The sequence below is a fragment of the Pseudomonas fluorescens genome, assembly GCF_002022275.1.
GTDB classification, from domain to species: Bacteria; Pseudomonadota; Gammaproteobacteria; order Pseudomonadales; family Pseudomonadaceae; genus Aquipseudomonas; species Aquipseudomonas fluorescens_AJ.
The window spans coordinates 1-20532 of sequence record NZ_MSDF01000053.1 but is presented as its reverse complement, the minus strand read 5'-3'; the positions used below and the strand labels follow the sequence as shown (position 1 = coordinate 20532).

General features: G+C 60.7%; 23 protein-coding genes. 10 read left to right on the top strand and 13 right to left on the bottom strand.

Features of this window, described 5'->3' with window-relative positions; genetic code table 11:
- Window positions 1-55: 55 nt before the first annotated feature.
- Genes BFW87_RS26950 through BFW87_RS26940 form a run of 3 tightly spaced genes read left to right on the top strand, consistent with a single transcriptional unit; the run spans window position 56 to window position 1737 of the window.
- Entirely contained in the window at window positions 56-847 is a 792-nt protein-coding gene (locus BFW87_RS26950; RefSeq protein ID WP_078742754.1) for an AraC family transcriptional regulator, read from the top strand.
- Between the two features lie 21 nt (window positions 848-868).
- Entirely contained in the window at window positions 869-1312 is a 444-nt protein-coding gene (locus tag BFW87_RS26945) for an HIT family protein (protein WP_078742753.1), read from the top strand.
- Window positions 1309-1737, top strand: coding sequence for a bleomycin resistance protein (locus tag BFW87_RS26940; RefSeq protein ID WP_078742752.1), 429 nt, complete (start codon window positions 1309-1311; stop codon window positions 1735-1737). The genes BFW87_RS26945 and BFW87_RS26940 overlap by 4 nt, the downstream gene beginning before the upstream one ends.
- Window positions 1738-1782: 45 nt before the next feature.
- Here BFW87_RS26940 and BFW87_RS26935 read toward each other — a convergent pair whose 3' ends face one another.
- Window positions 1783-2649, bottom strand: a complete 867-nt coding sequence (locus BFW87_RS26935) for an aldo/keto reductase family oxidoreductase (RefSeq protein WP_078742751.1) — start codon at window positions 2647-2649, stop codon at window positions 1783-1785.
- Window positions 2650-2720: 71 nt separating this feature from the next.
- Here BFW87_RS26935 and BFW87_RS26930 point away from each other — a divergent pair, with 71 nt between their 5' ends.
- Both BFW87_RS26930 and BFW87_RS26925 read left to right on the top strand, forming a co-directional pair.
- The gene (locus BFW87_RS26930) at window positions 2721-3350 is read left to right on the top strand and encodes a TetR/AcrR family transcriptional regulator (protein WP_078742750.1); all 630 of its coding nucleotides are present in this window, start codon (window positions 2721-2723) and stop codon (window positions 3348-3350) included.
- 26 nt (window positions 3351-3376) lie between these two features.
- Window positions 3377-3835, top strand: coding sequence for an NUDIX hydrolase (locus BFW87_RS26925; RefSeq protein WP_078742749.1), 459 nt, complete (start codon window positions 3377-3379; stop codon window positions 3833-3835).
- Between the two features lie 9 nt (window positions 3836-3844).
- Here BFW87_RS26925 and BFW87_RS26920 read toward each other — a convergent pair whose 3' ends face one another.
- Window positions 3845-4399, bottom strand: coding sequence for a cysteine hydrolase family protein (locus BFW87_RS26920; RefSeq protein WP_078742748.1), 555 nt, complete (start codon window positions 4397-4399; stop codon window positions 3845-3847).
- A gap of 62 nt (window positions 4400-4461) precedes the next feature.
- On the opposite strand from BFW87_RS26920, the gene BFW87_RS26915 reads away from it, so the two are divergent.
- Window positions 4462-5031, top strand: a complete 570-nt coding sequence (locus tag BFW87_RS26915; protein ID WP_254865958.1) for a hypothetical protein — start codon at window positions 4462-4464, stop codon at window positions 5029-5031.
- Between the two features lie 18 nt (window positions 5032-5049).
- On the opposite strand, the gene BFW87_RS26910 is transcribed toward BFW87_RS26915, so the two are convergent.
- The 5 genes from BFW87_RS26910 to BFW87_RS26895 form a co-directional block, all read right to left on the bottom strand.
- Window positions 5050-5646, bottom strand: a complete 597-nt coding sequence (locus BFW87_RS26910; RefSeq protein ID WP_078742747.1) for a hypothetical protein — start codon at window positions 5644-5646, stop codon at window positions 5050-5052.
- 97 nt (window positions 5647-5743) lie between these two features.
- A complete protein-coding gene (locus tag BFW87_RS26905) occupies window positions 5744-7045 on the bottom strand; it encodes an NAD(P)/FAD-dependent oxidoreductase (protein ID WP_078742746.1) in 1302 nt (433 codons plus the stop codon).
- Between the two features lie 49 nt (window positions 7046-7094).
- Window positions 7095-7250 (bottom strand): hypothetical protein, encoded by a 156-nt coding sequence (locus BFW87_RS32080; protein WP_176159836.1) that lies wholly within the window; start codon window positions 7248-7250, stop codon window positions 7095-7097.
- Between the two features lie 87 nt (window positions 7251-7337).
- Entirely contained in the window at window positions 7338-8333 is a 996-nt protein-coding gene (locus BFW87_RS26900) for an aldo/keto reductase (protein WP_078742745.1), read from the bottom strand.
- Between the two features lie 22 nt (window positions 8334-8355).
- Window positions 8356-8649, bottom strand: a complete 294-nt coding sequence (locus BFW87_RS26895; RefSeq protein WP_078742744.1) for a muconolactone Delta-isomerase family protein — start codon at window positions 8647-8649, stop codon at window positions 8356-8358.
- Between the two features lie 104 nt (window positions 8650-8753).
- Here BFW87_RS26895 and BFW87_RS26890 point away from each other — a divergent pair, with 104 nt between their 5' ends.
- A complete protein-coding gene (locus BFW87_RS26890; protein ID WP_078742743.1) occupies window positions 8754-9647 on the top strand; it encodes a LysR family transcriptional regulator in 894 nt (297 codons plus the stop codon).
- On the opposite strand, the gene BFW87_RS26885 is transcribed toward BFW87_RS26890, so the two are convergent.
- A complete protein-coding gene (locus BFW87_RS26885) occupies window positions 9634-10266 on the bottom strand; it encodes a TetR family transcriptional regulator (RefSeq protein ID WP_078742742.1) in 633 nt (210 codons plus the stop codon). The genes BFW87_RS26890 and BFW87_RS26885 overlap by 14 nt on opposite strands.
- Before the next feature lie 111 nt (window positions 10267-10377).
- Between BFW87_RS26885 and BFW87_RS26880 the strand changes: the two genes are divergently transcribed.
- Both BFW87_RS26880 and BFW87_RS26875 read left to right on the top strand, forming a co-directional pair.
- Window positions 10378-11034 (top strand): O-methyltransferase, encoded by a 657-nt coding sequence (locus BFW87_RS26880; protein ID WP_078742741.1) that lies wholly within the window; start codon window positions 10378-10380, stop codon window positions 11032-11034.
- Window positions 11035-11057: 23 nt separating this feature from the next.
- Entirely contained in the window at window positions 11058-12239 is a 1182-nt protein-coding gene (locus BFW87_RS26875) for an arabinose transporter (protein ID WP_078742740.1), read from the top strand.
- Here the strand turns inward: BFW87_RS26875 and BFW87_RS26870 are convergent.
- On the bottom strand, window positions 12226-12846 hold the full coding sequence (locus BFW87_RS26870) for a LysE family translocator (RefSeq protein WP_078742739.1): 621 nt from the start codon (window positions 12844-12846) through the stop codon (window positions 12226-12228). The two genes, BFW87_RS26875 and BFW87_RS26870, sit on opposite strands and share 14 nt — an antisense overlap.
- A 135-nt stretch (window positions 12847-12981) precedes the next feature.
- On the opposite strand from BFW87_RS26870, the gene BFW87_RS26865 reads away from it, so the two are divergent.
- Window positions 12982-15180 carry an OsmC domain/YcaO domain-containing protein gene (locus tag BFW87_RS26865; protein ID WP_078742738.1) on the top strand — a complete coding sequence of 733 codons (2199 nt, stop codon included), beginning with the start codon at window positions 12982-12984 and terminating at the stop codon, window positions 15178-15180.
- Between the two features lie 328 nt (window positions 15181-15508).
- Here BFW87_RS26865 and BFW87_RS26860 read toward each other — a convergent pair whose 3' ends face one another.
- From BFW87_RS26860 to BFW87_RS26845, 4 genes are all read right to left on the bottom strand, one after another.
- Window positions 15509-16675 (bottom strand): cystathionine gamma-synthase, encoded by a 1167-nt coding sequence (locus BFW87_RS26860; RefSeq protein ID WP_078742737.1) that lies wholly within the window; start codon window positions 16673-16675, stop codon window positions 15509-15511.
- Window positions 16672-18048, bottom strand: coding sequence for a pyridoxal-phosphate dependent enzyme (locus BFW87_RS26855; protein ID WP_078742736.1), 1377 nt, complete (start codon window positions 18046-18048; stop codon window positions 16672-16674). Before BFW87_RS26855 ends, BFW87_RS26860 begins: the two co-directional genes overlap by 4 nt.
- A gap of 135 nt (window positions 18049-18183) precedes the next feature.
- Window positions 18184-19035 carry a 4-hydroxy-tetrahydrodipicolinate synthase gene (gene dapA / locus BFW87_RS26850; protein WP_078742735.1) on the bottom strand — a complete coding sequence of 284 codons (852 nt, stop codon included), beginning with the start codon at window positions 19033-19035 and terminating at the stop codon, window positions 18184-18186.
- A 283-nt stretch (window positions 19036-19318) separates the two neighbouring features.
- Window positions 19319-20296 (bottom strand): alpha/beta hydrolase, encoded by a 978-nt coding sequence (locus BFW87_RS26845; protein WP_078742734.1) that lies wholly within the window; start codon window positions 20294-20296, stop codon window positions 19319-19321.
- Window positions 20297-20532 lie beyond the last annotated feature (236 nt).

Genomic DNA, 20532 nt, shown 5'->3' with positions numbered 1-20532 from the left:
ACGACAAGCGATCGCGCATAATGGTCAACCTTCCGCCACCGCGCAGCCAACCGCCATGGACACGCTAGCCGAGCATGTGATTCTCGCGCCCTTTACCGACGAACTGCCTGCGCCGATCTACTTTCGTGCGGCGCGGATGCCCGCGTCGGCCGCCTACCCGACGCATCGCCACCCTTGGGGCGAGTTTGTGTATTCGTTCAGTGGCGTCATGGAACTCAAGCTCGACGGCGCGCACTTCATCGCGCCGCCGCAGTTTGGCGTGTGGCTGCCGCCGGATGTCGAGCACAACGCGATGAATCATCAGGAAGCTTGCCACTGTTCGCTCTACATCGCGCCCGCGTTATGTGAGCGCCTGCCCATCGAAGCCTGTGCGCTGATCATCACGCCGTTGATTCGCGAACTGCTGGAAGAGCTCCACGCCTCGCCACCGGGCCCGGTGCAGACGGCCGAGGAAAGTCGCCTGCTAACCGTATTGCTGGACCGTTTGAACCGAACCTCTCGAGTGGGCAGTTACCTGCCGGGCTCCACCGACCCGATCCTCGCGCCGATCCTCGCTGCATTGGAGCAGAACCCCGCGGATGGGCGTTCGCTGGCTCAGTGGGCGAAGGCGGTCAACGCCACCGAGCGCACGTTGTTGCGGCGCTGCCAGCGGGATTTGGGGATGTCGTTGGCGCAGTGGAAGCAGCGGTTGAAAGTCACCACCTCACTGGAAAGGCTCAAGGCGGGGACGTCGGTGGAAGCGGTGGCGTTTGATCTTGGCTATAGCAGTTCGTCGGCGTTTATCAGTATGTTTCGCAAGCTCACGGGGGAGACGCCGGATGAGTATCGGAAAAAAAGACTGAGTTGAACCTCACTTTTAAGGACAAGCATGCCCCTGATCACGGAACGTGTAGCACTGGCCCGCAACGGCGCCAACGATAAAGCCATTTGCCGGATGCCCTCAGGCTGCTCGGTGATGGGCGATGTGCAATTTTTGCCGGGTTATTGCCTGTTGCTGCCAGACCCGGTGGTTGCCAGTTTGAACGATCTGGACGCTGAAGCCCGCACTGCTTACTTGCTGGATATGGCGCGGATTGGCGACGCCGTGCTGAAGGCCACCGACGCCCTGCGCATGAACTACGAGATCCTCGGCAATGCCGAACCGGAGCTGCATTGCCATATTTTCCCTCGGTGCGCGGCTGAACCGGACGATAAACGCCGGATGCCTGCGTGGTTTTACGACTGGAAAACCGCCACGCCCTACGCAGAGGAACACCATGGCGACCTTCGTAAGCAACTGGCAGCGTTGCTCATTGCGGGAGTCGACGCATGATGCAAAGAAACCGGCTGGTGCCTGAATTGATGGTGACGGACCTGGCTCAAAGTCTTGAATTCTGGGTGTCTTTTCTGGGGTTCGACGTGGCTTACCAGCGGCTGGAAGAGGGCTTTGCCTACCTCTATCTGGCGGGTGCTCAAGTGATGCTGGAGCAAGTGGACCCCGAGGCGAACCAATGGGTGACCGGCGCTCTGGAAAGGCCCTTCGGGCGTGGCATTAATCTGCAGATTGATGTGACAGCGGTGCAGCCGATTATTCAACGGCTGGAGCAGGCGGGTTGCCCGCTGTTTAAAGCGTGCAAGGATGTTTGGTACCGGGCGGGAGAGGTCGAGGTCGGACAGCGTGAGTTTCTGGTGCAGGACCCGGATGGTTATCTGGTGCGACTGGTTGAGCGGCTTGGGGAACGGATGATATCCGCTTGAGGTTCCAGCAAGGGGGCAGGCTCGCACTTGCCCCCTTGGGCACCATCAGTCGGCAATAGCGTTCAGTTCTGCAAACGCGTCATCCGGTATGTCCAGTTCGCTCACTGCAAGGTTTTCACGCAAGTGGGCCACCGACGAGGTGCCCGGAATCAACAGGATATTCGGTGAGCGGCGCAGCAGCCATGCCAGCGCCAATTGCTTGGGCGTCACACCCAGCCGCTGCGCAACGCTTGACAGCGTGGAGGACTGAACCGGGGTAAACCCCCCCAGCGGGAAGAACGGCACGTAGGCAATCCCGTCTCGGGCCAACTCGTCGATCAGGGCGTTATCGTGCTGATGGGCGATGTTGTACAGGTTCTGTACGCAGACGAATTTGACCACGGTGCGCGCCTCGGCCACCTGGGTCGGGGTCACATTGCTGAGGCCGATATGGCGCACCAGGCCCTGGTGTTGCAGCTCGGCCAGTACGTTCAATGACGCTTCGATAGAGCCTTCACCCGGGCCCATCAGGTTGTAGGTCGAGCGGAAGTTGACCACATCCAGCACATCCAGCCCCAGGTTGCGCAGGTTGTCATGCACGGCCTGGATCAGCTCTTCTTTCGACGACGCGGGCAGCCATCCGCCCTGATCATCTCGCCGGCCACCGATCTTGGTGACAATCGTCAGGTCGTCGCGGTACGGGTGCAGCGCCTCACGGATAAGCTGATTGGTGACATGCGGGCCGTAAAAGTCGCTGGTGTCGATGTGGTCGACCCCGGCTTCAACCGCTTCGCGCAGCACGTCAAGCGCGGCCTCATGGTCTTTGGGCGGGCCAAACACGCCAGGCCCTGCCAGTTGCATCGCGCCATAGCCGATGCGATACACGTCGCGGTCGCCGAGGGTAAATGTGCCGCTATTGGCCAAACGGGTCATCGTTGTCACCTTGCTTCATCTGAGTAAGGCTCTAATATGAAGGATCCTTCAGATTTGAGAATTCGCATTCCATGAGCACGCTGAAAGCCACCTTAAAGCCAAGAAAATCAGCGGTTCAGGCGCGGTCGGCCGCGACGGTTGAGGCGTTGCACACGGCAACCCTTCAGGTTTTGACTCAGCAAGGGTTGCTCCGCTGCACCACCACACGGGTGGCTGAGCGTGCGGGGATGTCGGTGGGCAGCCTGTATCAGTACTATCCCAACCGCGACGCATTGCTGGCGGCCATCCTGGAAAAACATCTGACGAACGTCGCCGAGGCGGTTGAACAGGCCTGTGACCAGCATTCGGGGCGGCCGGTCGAGGACATGGCGCGCGGCTTGGTGTCGGCGTTGCTGGCCGTCAAACTGCAGGACCCAGCGGTGTCCAAGGCGTTGTATTCGATTGCGGCGGAGCGGGGCGGGGCACAGTTGGTGGCGCGCATCAACACACGCATGGTCGGCGCCATCGCTGCCATGCTGGGGACGGCAACCGATGCGCGGTTTGAAGACCCCTTCCTGACTGCCGCTATTGCGCTGAGCGCCATTGTCGGCCCTGTGCGTACGTTGCTCGAAGGCAATGCGCCACCGGCCTTCGAGTCGGGTATCGAACAGCAGACCATGCTGCTGTTGAAAGCCTATCTGCAAGCCCATCGAGCGCTATAACCCATTACCAAGGAAGGCACTTTCACATGCGCGAACGAAAAGCAGCACGACTCCTGGTCATCAGCCCCTCTAACGCGGTGCTGCTGTTCCGGTTTGTGCACACGACCGGCGCGTTGGCCGGTGACAACTATTGGGCGACACCCGGTGGCGGCGTCGAAGAGGGCGAGACCTTTCACGACGCTGCCATTCGCGAACTGCGCGAAGAGACCGGCATCGTAATAGATCGCGTGGCCGAATCCCTGGCCGAGCGCCGCTTTGCAATGAAGCTGCCCAGCGGCGAAACGGTAGTGGCCGTTGAGCAGTATTTTGTGGTTCACGTGCAAAACGAAGTGCTTTCAAAGGCCGAGTGGACGCTGGAAGAAACCCAGGTCATGGCTGATCACCACTGGTGGAGCGCTCAGGCGCTGCGTGCGACCGAGGAAACGGTATTCCCCGAAGCGTTGGTTGAGATGCTCGAGCAGGCGGGCGTGTTTACGCCGGCATGACCTTGCGGCTCAACCGAGTATTTCGGCGGTCTCGAGCACCCGGGCGTAGTCCATCGCCAGGTTGCTCAGGGACAGTGCGTGCACATCCTCGGCAGCCCAGAGTCGGCCCGACAAATCAGTTTGATCAAACGTATAGCAAGCATCTGCGGGGACGATTACGTCAAAACCCAGGTTGCCCGCCGAGCGCGCCGTGGACTCGACGGAGTTGTTGGTGATCACGCCAACGATCACCAACTGCTTGATTGCACGCGCATGCAGCCAGCGCTCCAGGCCGGTGGCGGCGAAGGCATCCGGAACGTTTTTTTCCACCACGTGTTCATGCTTGAGCGGCGCCAAAGCGTGCTGAAACTCGCAGCCCGGCTGGCCCGGCCAGAATACCGAGCCGGGCGTGCGCGACATATGCCGGACATGCACAACAGGGCGCCCGGCCTGCCGCCATGCGCCGAGCAGCGACTGCATCTGCAACTCGGCGCTCGGGTTGTTCCGGCGGCCAAGTTTCGGCTGGTTCATGCCTTCTTGCATGTCGATGATCAGCAGCGTTGTGTTTACGTCCAGCAGGGCCATGGCACGTTCCTTGATCTATTAGCGTGTGCTTTCCCGGCACGAAACATATCAGCCAACAGGTTATGGCAAAAAGTGTTTTATTTGATCATCGTGCGCGAGCCTTCAGCGACAAGCCTCAAGGCACCGTACCGTCAACAATCTTCTTCATAGGGAACCACGGCATACAAATTGATTTACTGAACGAACCCATGCTGGGTCATTGGCAATTGCCTTCGGGCATTTGGCAATGCGAGTTCCAGTTTGGCAGCCGGTTGATCTATGTTCAGCACCGCAACGGCGAAACGCCTCACGCCCGACTCGTTGCAGTACAGAGCGTGGTTCAAGCAGCTTGGGATGACTTGCCCGGGGTTCTAAAGTTTGCCGGGCAGCGTTGCAAAGTGCCAATGGCAGACGTGGTGGCGCTGTTTGAGCGCCATGGACTGGCGCAGTCCCCTTTGCTCGTTTACTCGATTCACTTCGAACTCGACAAGGCTTGTCCCATTTACACCCTCTCAACAGATCCGGCATTCGATTGGAGCGTGACGTTTCAAGGGCAGGAGGGCGACGTATGCCTGGCGCAATGTGAGCCCGGTGAAGACGATTGGTTCTGCGTCAGACGTGTTGGGGCTCAGCGGTTTGAGCTGGAAAATTAGCGGCGCAGCCTTTCCCCATCATTTTTCCGGGCAGGGATTGAACACTTCTGTGGCCGGGGCTGAAGCCAAGTAAGGTATTTTCGTGCCAGGAACCATGCCTGCGGTATAAGACGTTTTGCCCGTGGCGCGGACGTAAGTCTTATCGGAACCCATTTCGCTGGGTTGGCTCTGGCCGATAAGATAATCCAGGAATTGAATTTTCACGGGGGTGTTAAACCCTTGAGGGCTCATCGGAATGATTTGTGTGGCTCCGGTCCGAGTAAAGGCAAAGAAGGCTGCTGCCGATTCCCGACCGCGAAAGGTCTTGATGCAGAGTACCTCGTTGGTACGCAAGGTAAGGTAGCGTTGATAGTGGCCACCTGAATAGGCGGTCAGTATCAATCCGTCATCGGTGAGTACGCCCAAGCCTTGAGTGGCCCGGCACTGTCCATCGCCGCCATGGTTCGCACCGTAAGGCAAGTAGCACCAGTTGGTTTGGCTCAGCGCCCGTATTGAGCCCTGTGCAATGCTCAGGTCGTGCTCGATTTGCCGTTGTGCTTCGGGTGTTTGAAACGGAATGCTGCAACCTGTGAGCATCCAGGCAAGCAGAATATAGAACAGGCGATTGGGCTGCATGAGGTCTCTGAGAGCACGGCGAATGACAGGCGAGAAACATACCAGCCATTTGCCATCTCCCAACAGTGAAAAGTGAAGATTCCGCGCTATTTGCCTGTCAGCGCAACTTTTCCAGCATCTGGTAGTACCACATCCCCACCGCCAGCATCGGGTTGCCGAACACATCGCCCAGCGGCACCTTGATGTGCTTGCAGCCGGCAAAGGTGTCGAACTTGCCCAGCGTACCGGTCAGTGCTTCGGCCATGATCTCGCCCATGATATGGCTGGTGGCGATGCCATGCCCCGAGTAGCCCTGGCAGTACCAGACGTTGTCCGACAGCTTGCCCAGTTGCGGCACACGGTTCATCACGATGCCCATCGCGCAGCTCCACTGGAACGCGATGTCCACGCCTTTGAGTGCCGGGAAGGTGCGTTCGATGCACGGGCGCAACTCGGCGGCAATGTCGCGCGAGTCGCGCCCGGAATAATTGGCGCCACCGCCGAACAGCAGGCGGCCATCGCCGGTGAGGCGGTAGTAGTCGAGCACAAAGCGGCAGTCGTAGACGGCGAGGTCCTGCGGGTTGATCTGGCGTGCCAGTTCGCCCAGCGGCGCGGTGGTGACGATGCCGCCCATGGCAGGGAAGATTTTACCTTTGAGCTGTTTGGGCTCGAGCTTGTGGTACACATCGCCAGCCAGCAGCACCTGGCGCGCGTCGATGCGGCCCCCGGCGGTGATCACTGCCGGACGCTCGCCGTGGATGATTTCCAGCACCTCGGAGTTTTCGAAAATCAACGCGCCCAGGCTGTGCGCCGCGCGGGCTTCACCCAGGCACAGGTTGAGGGGATGCAGGTGCAGGTTGCGCGTGTTTTTCAGCGCGCCGAGGTACAGCTCGCTGTCGAGGTGCTGCTGTACTTCGGCCTGATCAAGCAGGCTGACCTTGTCACCCATGCCGCGCCGTTGCGCCTCGTCGTGAACCGCGCGCAACTCGGTCATGTGCGAAGGCTTCATCGCCGCATGCAAGTGGCCATGCTTGAGGTCGCAGTCAATCGCGTACTTGTCAACCCGTTGCTCGATGATTTCGTGCCCACGCCAGCGCAGGTGCCAGATGAAGTCGTCCACCTCATCGCCCAGGCGTTTGCGCATTTGTTGGCGCATCGCCTCGTCGCCCGACAAGCTGCCGGTGACTTGCCCGCCGTTGCGTCCACTCGCGCCCCAGCCGATGCGGTGGGTTTCAACGATTGCCACCTTAAGCCCGCGCTCGGCGAGTTCCACCGCGCTGGCGACGCCGGTGAAGCCGCCGCCGATAATCACCACATCCACGCTGACCTGGCCCTGCAAGGTCGGGTACTGGGTCGGGTCATTCAGGCTGGCGGTGTAATAGGAAGCGCTGCGCTCGGCAGTGGATACGGCTGCGGTCATGGGGTGATCCTTCTGATAAATGAATGCCGGGTGGGGCGGTTCGACTTGATCAGAAGCGCGCATCGGGCGGGCGCGCATGGCGGCAGTGCCACAGCGCCCAGAAGGCCAGGATGATGTTGAACAGCGGGTTTTCGCAGGGACGCGCCTGTGCCTTCGGGAACGAAGCAGGCAGGTGGCGACGGGTGGGGCTCAAGGGCGAAATCATGGTCGCCGATGCTCCCAAAGCGCGCAGGCACGTTCAATCAGCGTTTGTGAACCTTCAGGTATGGGTTTGTTAAACAATCCCCGCTATTCAACTGAACCCGGTGACGGGGTGAGGCGTGTAGTTCGCCTCCAGGCGCTCAATCTCGGCGGCAGTGAGCTGGATATCCAGCGCAGCGACGGCATCATCCAGCTGCGCGGCCCTGGACGCGCCGACAATCGGCGAGGTGACCCCAGGGTGCGCCAACACCCAGGCCAGGGCGATTTGTGCCATGGGCACGCCGCGCTCGTTGGCCAGTTGCTCCACGGCGTTGATCACATGGCCGTCAATGGCGTCAGTGGCATCCAGTACGTTCTTGCCGAAATCATCAGTTTTGCTGCGCTCGGTCTGCTGCCCGTGAGGGCGGGTCAAGCGCCCGCGCGCCATAGGGCTCCAGGGCATCAAGGCGACGCCCTGGTCGATGCACAGCGGGATCATCTCGCGCTCTTCTTCGCGGTAGATCAGGTTGAGGTAATTCTGCATCGAGACGAAGGGGCTCCAGTGATTGGTCCTGGCCACTTCCTGCGCCTTGGCGAACTGCCAGGCGAACATCGACGAGGCGCCGATGTAGCGGGCCTTGCCGGCTTTGACCACGTCATGCAGAGCTTCCATGGTTTCTTCAATGGGCGTGGTATAATCCCAGCGATGCACCTGATACAGGTCCACATAGTCCAGGCCCAGCCGCGTGAGGCTGGCGTCGATGTTGGCCAGGATGGCCTTGCGCGACAGGCCTTTTTCGTTCGGCCGGGCCACGCCCTGGCCCATGCCGGCAGGGAAAAATACTTTGGTCGCGACCACCGTTTCATCGCGGCGGGTAAATGCTTTGAGCATCTTGCCGAGGATGATTTCCGAAGTGCCCGCCGAGTAACTGTTGGCCGTATCAAAAAAATTGATGCCGTGCTCGACGGCGTGCTTGAAGACCGGGCGGGTTGCGTCCTCATCCAGTGTCCAGGTGTGGGTGCCTGCTTCGGGTTGGCCGAAGGTCATACCGCCCAGGCAAAGGCGCGACACCTCCAGACCGGTTTTACCTAATTTGACGAATTGCATGGTGGTTCTCCAATGTGAAGCGTTATTCGGCTCTCGGACCAAAACCGGCATAAGGTTTCAGAGGCACAATGGCGGTGACTTCGAGCATGCCGTTGTTCACCAGCGGCAGCGTTGCGAGCTGTTCGCGCACACTGGCCTCGCTGTCGGCTTCGACCAGCAGGCAGGCGCCGCCTTTGTCGCCACGGTGCCAGATGGTGCGGATGAACCCTTCCAGGTAGAGCGCCCTGGCGCGTTGGGCCTCAGCGTCGAGAAAAGGGGCGAAATCCGCATCGGAAAAACGTTCCGATATGCGGCGTGATAACGTGATGAATTGCATGGGCTTCCTCGCTTGAGCGGGCTTTTTTGAACCGCTCGGCGATGATTTCAAATAAAACGGTGTGGGTCCAAGACGGGTTCTGCACCACCTGAGACCGGATTCGCATGACCCTGGATCTTCGTTTGCTTGTCGCGTTTATCACGGTAGCCGAGACCGAAAATGTGGGGCAGGCGGCGCTGCGCCTGCACATCTCGCAATCGCCACTGAGCCGGCAAATCATTCAGTTGGAAGACCAGCTGGGGTTGCAGCTGTTTGAACGCACGCGCCAGCGCATGCGTCTTACAGACGAAGGGCGATTGTTCCTGCGCGAGGCGCGCAGACTGTTGGAACACGCTTCGGAGGTAGCGGCGGCAGCGCGTAACATTGCGCAGGGGCAAACCGGCCATATCGTTGTGGGTTATGTGGAAGGCGCAATGCATTCCAACTTGCTGCCCCAAGCCCTGGCAGGCCTGCAGGCGGGTCTTCGCTCGGCGACCTTTGATATTCACTCGATGGGTTCGGCCCAACAAGTCGAGGCGTTGCGCGGCCGGGCCATCGACCTCGGGCTGGTGTACGCCGTTCCCGAGAGTGCCGACATAGCGAGCATGGAGGTCACCCGTGAAGCGTTATTGCTGGTGCTCGCCAAGGACCATCCATTGGCGAGGCAGGAGCAGATTTCTCCCGAGGTGCTCAATGGCCAGCGTTGGGTCTCATTGGCGCAATCCATAAACCCGGATGCCCGCCGGCGGTTTCTGGAGCACTGCGCCGCGTGCGGGTTTGCCCCGGATATTCAGGCTGAAGCGAATGACCTGTTGGGCGTAATGCGGATGGTCGCCGCCGGTTTGGGGATCACGGTTATCCAGGCCAGCCTGCGCGATTGCATGTCCGGTAAGGTGGTGTTTCGCGAACTGCCCTGGTTTCCGGTGCGGATCGATATCCATGCGATCTGGCGCAAGGACGATCCCAAGCCATTGATTGCCAGCTTTCGGGAGGCTCTGGCGCGTTTCACTTTGTGTTAAGCGCAGTCAGGTAGGCGCTGAACATGTCGGCCATTCCGTCGGCATACACCACAATGTCCTGCGTGCTGCGCGGTGTGCTGGAGAAATCCTTGCCCGCGCAACTGAGGGTGGACTGAATCAAATCATGGGCCAGTTGGCGGGTGGCCTCGGATGCATCGGGCAGCAATTGCAGCATGAAGTCGTGGAATATCTGGCGGCCGGCCGCCCGCACTTCCAGGGCTTCGGGCGCATTGCGATACAGCGGTGCCGCGTCATCCAGCGCGCCGCGCATCAGCGCTTCCTCGCACTCCGAATGAATGAACGCATGCACCAGCGTGCGCAGACGCTCCAGCGGCGCAATCTGCTGCTCTTCCAGAATCTTGCGCAGCATCTGCGTGGTTTGCTGCCACTCATCGCTTTGCAGGCGAAACAGGATCGCCGCCTTGTTCGGGAAGTACTGATACACCGAACCCACACTCACACCGGCTTTCTCGGCGACCCGCGCCGTGGTGAAACGAGTGGCACCTTCCTTGGCCAAAACCTGAATAGCCGCTTCCAGTATCGCCGCCACCAATTCAGTGGAACGGGCCTGTTGTGGCTGTTTGCGCGAGGAAATACGCGCGGTCTGGCGGGTGGTCATGAGCGGCTCCAGCGCGTTGGGGAACGCGAATAGCGAATGCGACGAATCACTCGCATACTTTGAATGCGACGAATTAGTCGCATCTTAGTCCCAACTTGATGGAATGCAATCATGACAACCTTGACCACCGCACCTCTCGCAGCGCTGATTGACCGTCTCTACGCGCAAGCCAATGCCGCGACCAGCCCAAGTCTGAACAACGTATCGCGTGAAGAGCGCGACCGCCTGATGCACAGCAAAACCGAATACGTGACGCTCTATACCTTGCTCAAAGACCTGTGGCTGCCCGTTTCCCGCGACACCGGTACGTTGCTTTACATGCTGGCGCGCAGCACAAAAGCGCGAGCAATTGTCGAGTTCGGTACCTCGTTTGGCCTGTCCACATTGTTTCTGGCGGCCGCGTTGCGCGACAACGGTGGCGGCGTGTTGATTGGCAGCGAGTTCGAACCCTCGAAAATCGCCCTGGCGCGCGAGCACTTTGTTGAAGGCGGCGTGAGTGACCTGATTGAAATTCGTGAGGGCGACGCGCTGGTGTCCCTGGCCTCTGGTTTGCCGGAATCCGTTGATCTGCTGCTGCTCGATGGCGCCAAAACCTTGTACGGCGACGTGCTGAAACGGGTGGAAAAGCACCTGCGCCCAGGCGCCCTGATTGTGGCGGATAACACCAACTACTGCCCGGAATACCTGGCACACGTGCGCTCGCCGCAGAACGGTTATTTGTCGGTGCCGTTTGCCGATGATATCGAACTGTCCATTCGCCTCGGCTGAATCAAACCTTCAGGATCACGCTCATGACACAACACAGTAGCAACGTACTGCTGAAACTGCTGCCGATCACCCTGGCGGTGTTCGTTGCTTTCCTGATTATCGGCATGCAACTGCCGGTGCTGCCGTTGCACCTGAACCACACGCTGGGCATGAGCACGCTGGTGGTCGGCGTGGTGGTGGGTGCGCAGTTCGCGGCGGCGTTGCTGTCGCGGGCCTGGGCCGGGAATTTTGCCGACATGCGCGGGCCCAAGCGTGCGCTGTTGATTGGCATGCTGGTAGCAGCCAGCTCCGGCTTGCTGTACCTGGCGTCGTTGGGGTTTGTTGATTCCCCGGCGGTGTCGGTGTGGATTTTGCTCGCCGGGCGTGTGGTGCTGGCCCTGGGTGAGAGCCTGATTATCACCGGTTCCATGGGCTGGGGCATGGGCCTGGTCGGGCCACAGAATGCCGGCAAGGTTATGGCGTGGATCGGCATTGCGATCTACGCCGCCTTTGCACTCGGTGCACCGCTGGGGGTGGCGATTAACAACAGATGGGGCTTCAGCGGGATAGCCATCGGCACGATGCTGCTGCCGGTACTCGCCTTCGGTATGGTCGCCGGTGCCAAGGGCGTTGCGCCCACCAGCCAGCGCCGCACCTCGTTCTATAAGGTGTTGGGCGCGGTGTGGTTGCCGGGCCTGGGGCTGGCGTTTTCCAGCATCGGGTTTGGGGTGATCACCGCGTTTATCGCGCTATTGTTTGCGAGCAAAGACTGGGGCAATGCGTCGTTCGCCTTTACCGCCTTTGGCGTAGCATTTATTGGTGCGCGGATCTTCTTCGGGCACCTGCCGGACAAGCTCGGCGGCGCCGGGGTTGCGCTGGTGTGTGTGTTGATTGAAGCGGCGGGACAACTGCTGATCTGGGGCGCGGGTTCGCCAATGATGGCGTACCTGGGTGCGGCGTTGACCGGTTTTGGTTACTCGCTGGCATTTCCGGGTTTTGGCGTGGAAGCCATCAAGCGTGCACCGCCGCAAACACGCGGGCTGGCGATGGGGGCTTATGTGGCCTTCCTGGATATTGCTTTGGGCATCAGCAGCCCGCTGGCTGGCGCGCTGGCCGGTGCTGCGGGTGTGGCATCGGTGTATTTGGCTGGCGCCGTCGCCGTCGCATGTTCTGTCGTGGTGGCCTGGGCGCTGTTGGCCAAACAACCCGCACTCAGCGCTTGCTGAATGCCAGCCGCGCGGCGAACAACACGAAGATCAGGCCGGTGGTGCGGTCCATCCACTGGATGACGTTTTCCCTGCGCAGGAATCCGGAGAGTGGCTGGGTGGCGCCTATCAACACCAGCGACCACACCAGCCCGAGCACCACGTGGATGCTGACCAGCCCGAAGGTCCAGGCGATAAGCGAATGGCCTTGGGGGATGAACTGCGGCAGGAATGACACGTAAAAAATACCAATCTTGGGATTCAACACATTGCCCAGCATGCCCTTGAGGAACCAGTTGTTGTTGGCCTTGCCGTCGGTTTCAGCGGCCGACAACGAGCGGCGCGGGCGCACCAGCATGTTCAAGCCGAGCCAGGCCAGGTAGGCGGCGCCGCAGTATTTCAAAACGTTGTAGGCCAGTTCCGATACCGCAATCAACGCGCCCAGCCCAAAGGCCACCGCTGCCCCCCATAGCAAACAGCCAGCGTTTATACCGAGTGTGGCTTGCAGTGCCTGGCGCTTGCCTTCGACGGTGGCGGTGCGCAGTACCAGCGCGGTGTCGAGCCCTGGCGTGAGCGTCAGCAGGGTGGCAGCGAAGGTGAAGGCGAGGAGGTTGTCGGTGATGGACATGGGCCGATGCCTGCAAGGAAAGGTGGGTGAAAGTTAGCACCGATCGGCAGTCAGGTCGGAAAACCCTGAGACTTCCCGGCGAAAATCTTCATAATGACGGCCATTTTGTTTAGCTCGTTATTCTGGTGTGCCCGCATGGAAATTAAGGTCAACTTTCTCGACAACCTTCGACTTGAAGCCAAGTTCGATGATTTCACGGTGATCGCCGACCAGCCGATTCGCTACAAGGGCGACGGTTCGGCGCCGGGGCCGTTCGATTACTTCCTGGCTTCGTCGGCGTTGTGCGCGGCGTACTTTGTAAAGTTGTACTGCGAAACCCGCAATATCCCCACCGACAATATTCGCCTGTCGCAGAACAACATCGTCGACCCGGAAAACCGCTACAACCAGATCTTCAAGATCCAGGTCGAGCTGCCGGCAGATATTTCCGACAAGGACCGTCAGGGCATCCTGCGTTCCATCGACCGCTGCACTGTGAAGAAAGTGGTGCAGGCCGGCCCTGAGTTTGTGATCGAAGAAGTCGAAAACCTTGACGCCGATGCCCAGGCCTTGTTGATGCCGAGCACCACGTCGAACGCAGGCACCTACATCGCCGGTAAAGACCTGCCGCTGGAGCAGACCATCGCGAATATGTCCGGCATCCTCGCCGGGCTGGGCATGAAGATCGAGATCGCGTCGTGGCGCAATATCGTGCCCAACGTGTGGTCGTTGCATATCCGCGATGCGCATTCGCCGATGTGCTTCACCAACGGCAAGGGCGCGACCAAGGAAGGCGCGTTGGCGTCAGCGTTGGGCGAGTTTATCGAGCGTCTTAACTGTAACTTCTTCTACAACGACCAGTTCTGGGGCGAAGAACTGGCCAATGCGCCGTTCGTGCATTACCCGGACGAGCGCTGGTTCCAGCCGGGCCCCGATGATGAGTTGCCGGTTGAAATCCTCGACGCTTACTGCCGCAAAATCTACGACCGCGAGGGCGAGCTGCGCGGCTCGCACCTGTACGACACCAACTCGGGCAATGAAGCGCGCGGCATTGTTTCGCTGCCGTTTGTGCGTCAGTCGGACGGTGAAGTGGTGTATTTCCCGTCCAACCTGATCGAAAACCTCTACCTCAGCAACGGCATGAGCGCGGGTAATACCCTGGCCGAAGCCCAGGTGCAGTGCCTGTCGGAGATTTTCGAACGCGCGGTGAAACGCGAAATCATTGAGGGCGAGTTCGCCTTGCCGGACGTTCCGGCTGAGGTACTGGCCAAATACCCGGGCATTCTGGCCGGCATTCAAGGCCTGGAAGCCCAGGGCTTCCCGGTGCTGGTCAAGGACGCGTCCCTGGGCGGTGAATTCCCGGTAATGTGCGTGACCCTGATGAACCCGCGCACCGGCGGCGTGTTTGCCTCGTTTGGCGCACACCCAAGCCTGGAAGTCGCGCTGGAGCGCAGCCTTACTGAATTGCTGCAAGGCCGCAGCTTTGAAGGCTTGAACGATTTGCCGCAGCCGACCTTCGAAGGCCAGGCGGTGACCGAGCCGAACAATTTCGTGGAGCACTTTATCGACTCCAGCGGTGTGGTGTCGTGGCGCTTCTTCAGCGCACAGTCGGATTACGAGTTTGTCGAGTGGGACTTCTCGGGTGAAGGCGCAGATTCCAATGCACAGGAAGCTGCCACATTGTTCGGCATTCTTGATGGGATGGGTAAAGAGTCCTACATGGCCGTGTATGAACACCTCGGTGCGAAGGCCTGCCGGATCCTGGTGCCGGACTATTCGGAAATCTACCCGGTAGACGACCTGATCTGGGACAACACCAACAAGGCGCTGTTCTTCCGCGCCGACATCCTCAACCTGCACGCGCTCGATGACGATGAGCTGCAAGCGTTGGTAGAACGCCTGATCGAAAGCGAGCTGGATGACTACACCGACATCACCACCCTGATCGGCATCGAGTTTGACGACAACACGGCGTGGGGGCAGTTGACCATTCTGGAGTTGAAGCTGCTGATTTTCCTGGCCTTGAAGCAATATGAAGAAGCCAAGGAATGCGTCGAGATGTTCCTGCAATACAACGACAACACCGCCGAACGTGGCCTGTTTTACCAGGCGATGAACGCAGTGCTGGAGATGCAGCTGGACGACGACCTGGAACTGGAAGACTACGAAGTCAACTTCCGCCGCATGTTTGGCAATGAGCGGATGGACGCGGTGACAGGTTCGGTCGACGGCAGCGTGCGGTTCTACGGGCTCACGCCAACCAGCATGAAGCTCGAAGGCCTGGACCGGCATTTACGCTTGATCGACAGCTACAAGAAACTGCACAGCGCGCGGGCCAGCATCACCTCAGCCTGACGGAGCTTGATCGTTCCCACGCTCTGCGTGGGAATGCATCCCGTGACGCTCTGCGTCACCCAACCACAGCAGGGACGCAGAGCGTCCCAAGCGGCATTCCCACGCAGAGCGTGGGAACGATCAAACGCTTCACAAATCTGCTGTTCTGTGGGAGCTGGCTTGCCTGCGATGGCGGCCAGCCGAGATTCACCTGCCGCACCCCACTCTAAATGTGGGAGCGGGCTTGCTCGCGAATGCGGTGTGTCAGTCACCGAATCTGTTAACTGACACACCGCATTCGCGAGCAAGCCCGCTCCCACAGGGGTTCTTTACTGTTTGGGTGGCCGGGTTAGATTAGCGCCAACGCCTGCGCCAGATCTGCCCTCAGGTCCTCCACATCCTCAACCCCCACCGATAACCGCACCAGCCCATCCCCAATGCCCAATTGCGCGCGCGTTGCCGCCGGGATGCTCGCGTGGGTCATGATCGCCGGGTGTTCGATCAGGCTTTCCACCCCACCCAAACTTTCCGCCAAGGCGAAGATCTTCACGTTTTCCAGGAAGCGCGTGGCGCCCGCCAGGTCGCTGTTCAAATCCACCGAAATCATCCCGCCAAAGCCACGCATCTGCTTTTTCGCCAACTCATGCTGCGGATGGGACGGCAAGCCTGGGTAATACACCCGCGCCACCTGCGGCTGTTTTTCCAGCCACGTGGCCAGGTCCAGGGCGTTGCTGCAATGGCGTTCCATGCGCAGCGCCAGGGTTTTCACGCCGCGTAGGGTCAGGAAGGCGTCGAACGGCCCGGCTATCGCGCCCACCGAGTTTTGCAGGAAACCCAGGCGCTCGGCGAGCTCCGGGTTGTGGCCGACAATAGCGATGCCGCCAATCACGTCGGAGTGGCCGTTGAGGTATTTGGTGGTGGAGTGCACCACGATGTCGAAGCCCAGTTCCAGCGGGCGCTGGATCCACGGGCTGGCGAAGGTGTTGTCAGCGACGCAGATGATGCCGCGATCCCGGCAGATACGCGCGATGGCGCTCAAGTCGGTCAGGCTCAGCAGCGGGTTGCTTGGGGTTTCGACCCAGACCATGCGCGTGTTGTCTTGCAGTGAGGCTTCAAACGCTTGCAGGTCGCTCAAATCGACGTAGCTGAAACTGTGCCCGGCGCTGCGTTGGCGCACCTTGTCGAACAGGCGGAAGGTGCCGCCGTACAAGTCATTGCCCGAAACAATATGCGCACCGGCATCCAGCAACTCCAGCACGGTGGAAATCGCCGCCAGCCCGGACGCAAAGGCAAACGCTGCGCTGCCGCCTTCGAGGTCGGCCACGCAACGCTCCAGGGCAAACCGTGTCGGGTTGTGCGAGCGCCCGTAGTCAAAGCCCTTGTGCACGCCGGGGCTGTCCTGCAGGTAAGTGGAGTTGGCGTAGATCGGCGGCATCAGCGCGCCCGTGGTCGGGTCGGGTGATTGCCCGGCGTGGATCACGCGGGTGGCAAACGCGCTTTTATCGGATTGACTCATGCAAGGGATCTCCGTAGGTGATTGAGCAGGTCGACGCGGGTGATCAGACCGTGAAAGCCCGAAGCGTCGGCAATAATGGCAACGAGGCCGCGATCGAGTTCCGCCTGCAGTTCGGCCAGGCTGGCGCTCGGGGCGAGGGTTTGCAAGGTATCGGTCATGGCGCTGGCGACGTTGCTGGAAAAGGCCGCCGGGTCATGGTGCAGGCCCAGCAGGATGTCGGATTCGTCAATCACGCCAACCAGCTTCTGACCGTCCGCCAGCACCGGCAGTTGCGAAACATCCGCCAGGCGCATGCGCTGGAACGCGGTGAGCAGGGTGTCGTCGGGGCTCACGCTGATCACGCGGCCGTCTTCAAAGCGGCGGGCGATCACGTCGCGCAGGTCGCCGTAGTGTTTGTATTGCAGCAGGCCTGAGTCCTTCATCCATTGGTCGTTGTAGACCTTGGACAGGTAGCGCGTACCGGTGTCGCACACAAAGGTCACCACGCGCTTGGGTTCGGTCTGTTCGCGGCAATAGCGCAGGGCGGCGGCGAGCAGGGTGCCGGTGGACGAGCCACCGAGAATGCCTTCGGCCTTGAGCAGTTGGCGGGCGTGGTCGAAGCTTTCTTCATCGCTGATGGAATAGGCGTGACGCACGCTGGAGAGGTCGGCAATCGAGGGGATGAAGTCCTCGCCGATGCCTTCCACCGCCCAGGACCCCGGGGTTTCCATCTTGCCGCTGCGGCTGTATTCGGCCATGACCGAGCCGACCGGGTCGGCGAGCACCATGGCGAGTTCAGGCTGAACGCGTTTGAAGAAACGCGTCAGGCCAGTGAGGGTGCCGGCCGAGCCGACGCCGACCACGATGGCGTCCACGTCATGCTGGGTTTGCGCCCAGATTTCCGGCGCGGTGCTGGTTTCGTGGGCCAGAGGGTTGGCCGGGTTGTTGAATTGGTCGGCGAAAAAGGCGTCGGGAATATCCTTGGCCAGGCGGGCCGCCACGTCCTGGTAATACTCGGGGTGGCCCTTGCCGACGTCGGAGCGTGTGATGTGCACCTCGGCGCCCATGGCTTTGAGGTGCAGCACCTTTTCCGTGGACATCTTGTCGGGCACCACCAGCACCACGCGGTAGCCTTTGGCGCGGCCGACCAACGCCAAACCAAGGCCGGTATTGCCGGCGGTGGCTTCGATGATGGTACCGCCGGGGCGCAGACGGCCGTCGCGCTCGGCGGCATCGATCATGGCCAGGCCGATGCGGTCCTTGATGGAGCCTCCGGGGTTTTGCGATTCGAGTTTGAGAAACAGCGTGCACAGGCCGGTATCAAAACGGCTGACGCGAACCAGTGGCGTATTGCCGATCAGTTCGAGGACGGCGGGGCGGGGAAGCGTGGGCATGTCGTCACCTGGGTACGGGATGGGCACAGGGCGGGAGCGCAGCAAAAAAAGAGCATGGCTTGGAACATAGGCCGGGATCGCGCCGGTCGCAACCGGGCGGTCCGTTGGATGTCTTTTTTTGGCGCATGAACGCGCTTATATGAACGGCTGCATCTGTGCTGTGACGGCAGCGCTGGCAGCTTGCATCGGTGCGCGAAGCTCGCTGCCGATCAGCCCTTGCAGCGCCAGAGCGGCCTTGACCGGTGCGGGGTTGGGCTCCGAGAACATTGCGTTTATCAACGGCAACAATTGGAAAAAGGTCGCCCGGGCTTCCGCTAACTGGTTATCCCGCACTTGCTGGCACAGCGCCACGAATTGCTCGGTGTGTACGTGGGCCGAGGCCGCAATCGCACCCGTGGCGCCCAGGCACAGCGCGTTGAACATCTGAATGTCCTCGCCACACAACACGTCCACCTGGCCGCTGGCGATCAGCGCGAGGGTATTGGCCAGATTGCCGCCGCAATCCTTGATCGCCACGATCCGCTCATGGGCGGCGATGTTGAGCAAGGTGGCCCGCTCGAAGCTGACGCCCGTGCGGTAGGGAATGTCGTAGAGAATGATCGGCACGCCTGACGCATCGGCCACTGTGCGGAAAAACGCTTCAAGACCGGCCTGACATGGCCGGATATAACTCGGTGCCGGCACCAGCAAGCCTGCGACCGGGCGCTTGAGGATTTCGCGCTGAAATTGCAGCAGCTCAATCTGGTTGTTGCCCGACAGCCCCATCACCACACGGTGCGCGGGCACCACTTGCAGCACGGCATCCAGCACTGCCAGTTGCTCTTGGCGGCTCAACGATGCCGCTTCGCCAGTGGTGGTACACACCATGATCCCGGCCACATGCTTTTCCAGCAGATGGCTGACCAAACGGCGCAGGCCAATAAAGTCGATGGCACCGTCATGAAACGGTGTGACCACGGGAACCCAGATACCTTGAAACGCTGACATGCACTTTCTCCTGATGGTTGACCGATTGAGTCACCGTCAGAAGGGCAGAGGGAATTGTGCAAGGGGGAGGGGGCCTTCGCGCTCAATGTCCTGTCAGCTCATCTGACGGGACAGCGCGCCCCGGTCACATGAGCGACTGTTTCTTCGATTTGAGGGCGCGCGCTACGCAGCCTTGCGCCTTGGCAACGGAGCCAATAGCGGGAAGGTTAGCGAACGACGTGGAAGACATGAATTGTCACACCCTGAAGAAGGGCTCCATCTTCAGGGGATGTGAGCGAATGTGTCAACCCCGCCGCAGGTGCCCGCGCACAAATGCTGCGACCTCAGCCATAAGCTCCGCATCTTCCGGCGCGCCCATGAAACCGCCATGGGGCATCGCTTCGAACACATGCAACTGCGCCGGAATTTGCGCTTGGCGCAAGGCGCGGTGCATGCGCACGGTATTGGAAAGGAACAGGTCCCGCGTGCCGCTTTGCAGAAAGGTCGGCGGGAAGCCTGCTGCAAAATCGCCAAACAGTGGCGACAGGTAGGGGTGGGACAAGTCCTCGCCAGCGGCATACAGCAGGTTGGCGCCCATCAACGGGTTGGGCAGCACCACGTCGACGGTGCGGTTGACCTGGAAGCTGTCGCCGGATTCGGTCAGGTCCACTTCCGGCGATAACAACACCAGCGCCGCCGGTAACGGCAAGCCTTCGTCCCGCGCGCGCAGCACCATGGCCGCTGCCAGGTTGCCGCCCGCCGAACGCCCGCCGATCACGATATGTTCCGGGGCGTGGAGCTTGAGCACATGACGGTAGGTGGCCATGCAGTCATCCAGGGCGGCGGGGTACGGGTGATCGGGCGGCATGCGGTAGTCCACGCCGTAGCAGATGACGTCGTGCAGGTCAGCCTGCCTACCGGCGGCAATGCGACAGTTTTCACCGCCGCCAAAGACCAGCGCGCCGCCGTGCAGGTCGATGTAGGCAAAGTCTGAACCTGCCAGCGGTGTGGCCACGTGGACGGTGGCGTCTTCCACGGCGAGGGTCAGCAGGCTGGCACGCAGGAGTGCCGCCTGCCCGGCGTTGGCGCTGGCGTAATGCTGGTCGACAGACGCTTGCAGGCGACGCCAGCCGTCGTGGTCGTCAGGCGCAGGCATGGCGTGCAGCGCATTGACGGGCACGCCGTCGGGGTTGACCAGGCGGCTGAGCGTGGCTTGGGCCTCGGCGCTGATCGAGTGCGGGACCGGGATAGTGCGCGGTTGAAGTTTGATGCCGTGGTTCATGGGCGGGCAGCTCGCGTTCGACAACTTGGGGGGGGCAAGGATGACAGAAGGCAGTTTCTTGTGGGAGCTGGCTTGCCTGCGATGACCATAGGTATCTACACAACTTTTAGAGGCTGGCGAATCTCCCTGTGGTGAGCGGGCTTGCCCCGCGTTGGGCTGCGTAGCAGCCCCGGAACCAGCCACTACGAAGTGTCTGATACACCGTATTCTTCTTTCCTGGGGCTGCTTCGCAGCCC

What these genes read in the sequence shown, in the direction of transcription:
- BFW87_RS26905 (WP_078742746.1), bottom strand. Translation starts at nt 7,045, where the DNA reads ATGACCGCAGCCGTATCCACTGCCGAGCGCAGCGCTTCCTATTACACC.
- BFW87_RS26895 (WP_078742744.1), bottom strand. Translation starts at nt 8,649, where the DNA reads ATGCAATTCATCACGTTATCACGCCGCATATCGGAACGTTTTTCCGAT.
- BFW87_RS26865 (WP_078742738.1), top strand. Translation starts at nt 12,982, where the DNA reads ATGGAAATTAAGGTCAACTTTCTCGACAACCTTCGACTTGAAGCCAAG.
- BFW87_RS26915 (WP_254865958.1), top strand. Translation starts at nt 4,462, where the DNA reads ATGGCAAAAAGTGTTTTATTTGATCATCGTGCGCGAGCCTTCAGCGAC.
- BFW87_RS26910 (WP_078742747.1), bottom strand. Translation starts at nt 5,646, where the DNA reads ATGCAGCCCAATCGCCTGTTCTATATTCTGCTTGCCTGGATGCTCACA.
- BFW87_RS26855 (WP_078742736.1), bottom strand. Translation starts at nt 18,048, where the DNA reads ATGCCCACGCTTCCCCGCCCCGCCGTCCTCGAACTGATCGGCAATACG.
- BFW87_RS26875 (WP_078742740.1), top strand. Translation starts at nt 11,058, where the DNA reads ATGACACAACACAGTAGCAACGTACTGCTGAAACTGCTGCCGATCACC.
- BFW87_RS26890 (WP_078742743.1), top strand. Translation starts at nt 8,754, where the DNA reads ATGACCCTGGATCTTCGTTTGCTTGTCGCGTTTATCACGGTAGCCGAG.
- BFW87_RS26935 (WP_078742751.1), bottom strand. Translation starts at nt 2,649, where the DNA reads ATGACCCGTTTGGCCAATAGCGGCACATTTACCCTCGGCGACCGCGAC.
- BFW87_RS26860 (WP_078742737.1), bottom strand. Translation starts at nt 16,675, where the DNA reads ATGAGTCAATCCGATAAAAGCGCGTTTGCCACCCGCGTGATCCACGCC.
- BFW87_RS26900 (WP_078742745.1), bottom strand. Translation starts at nt 8,333, where the DNA reads ATGCAATTCGTCAAATTAGGTAAAACCGGTCTGGAGGTGTCGCGCCTT.
- BFW87_RS26930 (WP_078742750.1), top strand. Translation starts at nt 2,721, where the DNA reads ATGAGCACGCTGAAAGCCACCTTAAAGCCAAGAAAATCAGCGGTTCAG.
- dapA (WP_078742735.1), bottom strand. Translation starts at nt 19,035, where the DNA reads ATGTCAGCGTTTCAAGGTATCTGGGTTCCCGTGGTCACACCGTTTCAT.
- BFW87_RS26845 (WP_078742734.1), bottom strand. Translation starts at nt 20,296, where the DNA reads ATGAACCACGGCATCAAACTTCAACCGCGCACTATCCCGGTCCCGCAC.
- BFW87_RS26870 (WP_078742739.1), bottom strand. Translation starts at nt 12,846, where the DNA reads ATGTCCATCACCGACAACCTCCTCGCCTTCACCTTCGCTGCCACCCTG.
- BFW87_RS26920 (WP_078742748.1), bottom strand. Translation starts at nt 4,399, where the DNA reads ATGGCCCTGCTGGACGTAAACACAACGCTGCTGATCATCGACATGCAA.
- BFW87_RS26880 (WP_078742741.1), top strand. Translation starts at nt 10,378, where the DNA reads ATGACAACCTTGACCACCGCACCTCTCGCAGCGCTGATTGACCGTCTC.
- BFW87_RS26925 (WP_078742749.1), top strand. Translation starts at nt 3,377, where the DNA reads ATGCGCGAACGAAAAGCAGCACGACTCCTGGTCATCAGCCCCTCTAAC.
- BFW87_RS26950 (WP_078742754.1), top strand. Translation starts at nt 56, where the DNA reads ATGGACACGCTAGCCGAGCATGTGATTCTCGCGCCCTTTACCGACGAA.
- BFW87_RS26940 (WP_078742752.1), top strand. Translation starts at nt 1,309, where the DNA reads ATGATGCAAAGAAACCGGCTGGTGCCTGAATTGATGGTGACGGACCTG.
- BFW87_RS32080 (WP_176159836.1), bottom strand. Translation starts at nt 7,250, where the DNA reads ATGATTTCGCCCTTGAGCCCCACCCGTCGCCACCTGCCTGCTTCGTTC.
- BFW87_RS26885 (WP_078742742.1), bottom strand. Translation starts at nt 10,266, where the DNA reads ATGACCACCCGCCAGACCGCGCGTATTTCCTCGCGCAAACAGCCACAA.
- BFW87_RS26945 (WP_078742753.1), top strand. Translation starts at nt 869, where the DNA reads ATGCCCCTGATCACGGAACGTGTAGCACTGGCCCGCAACGGCGCCAAC.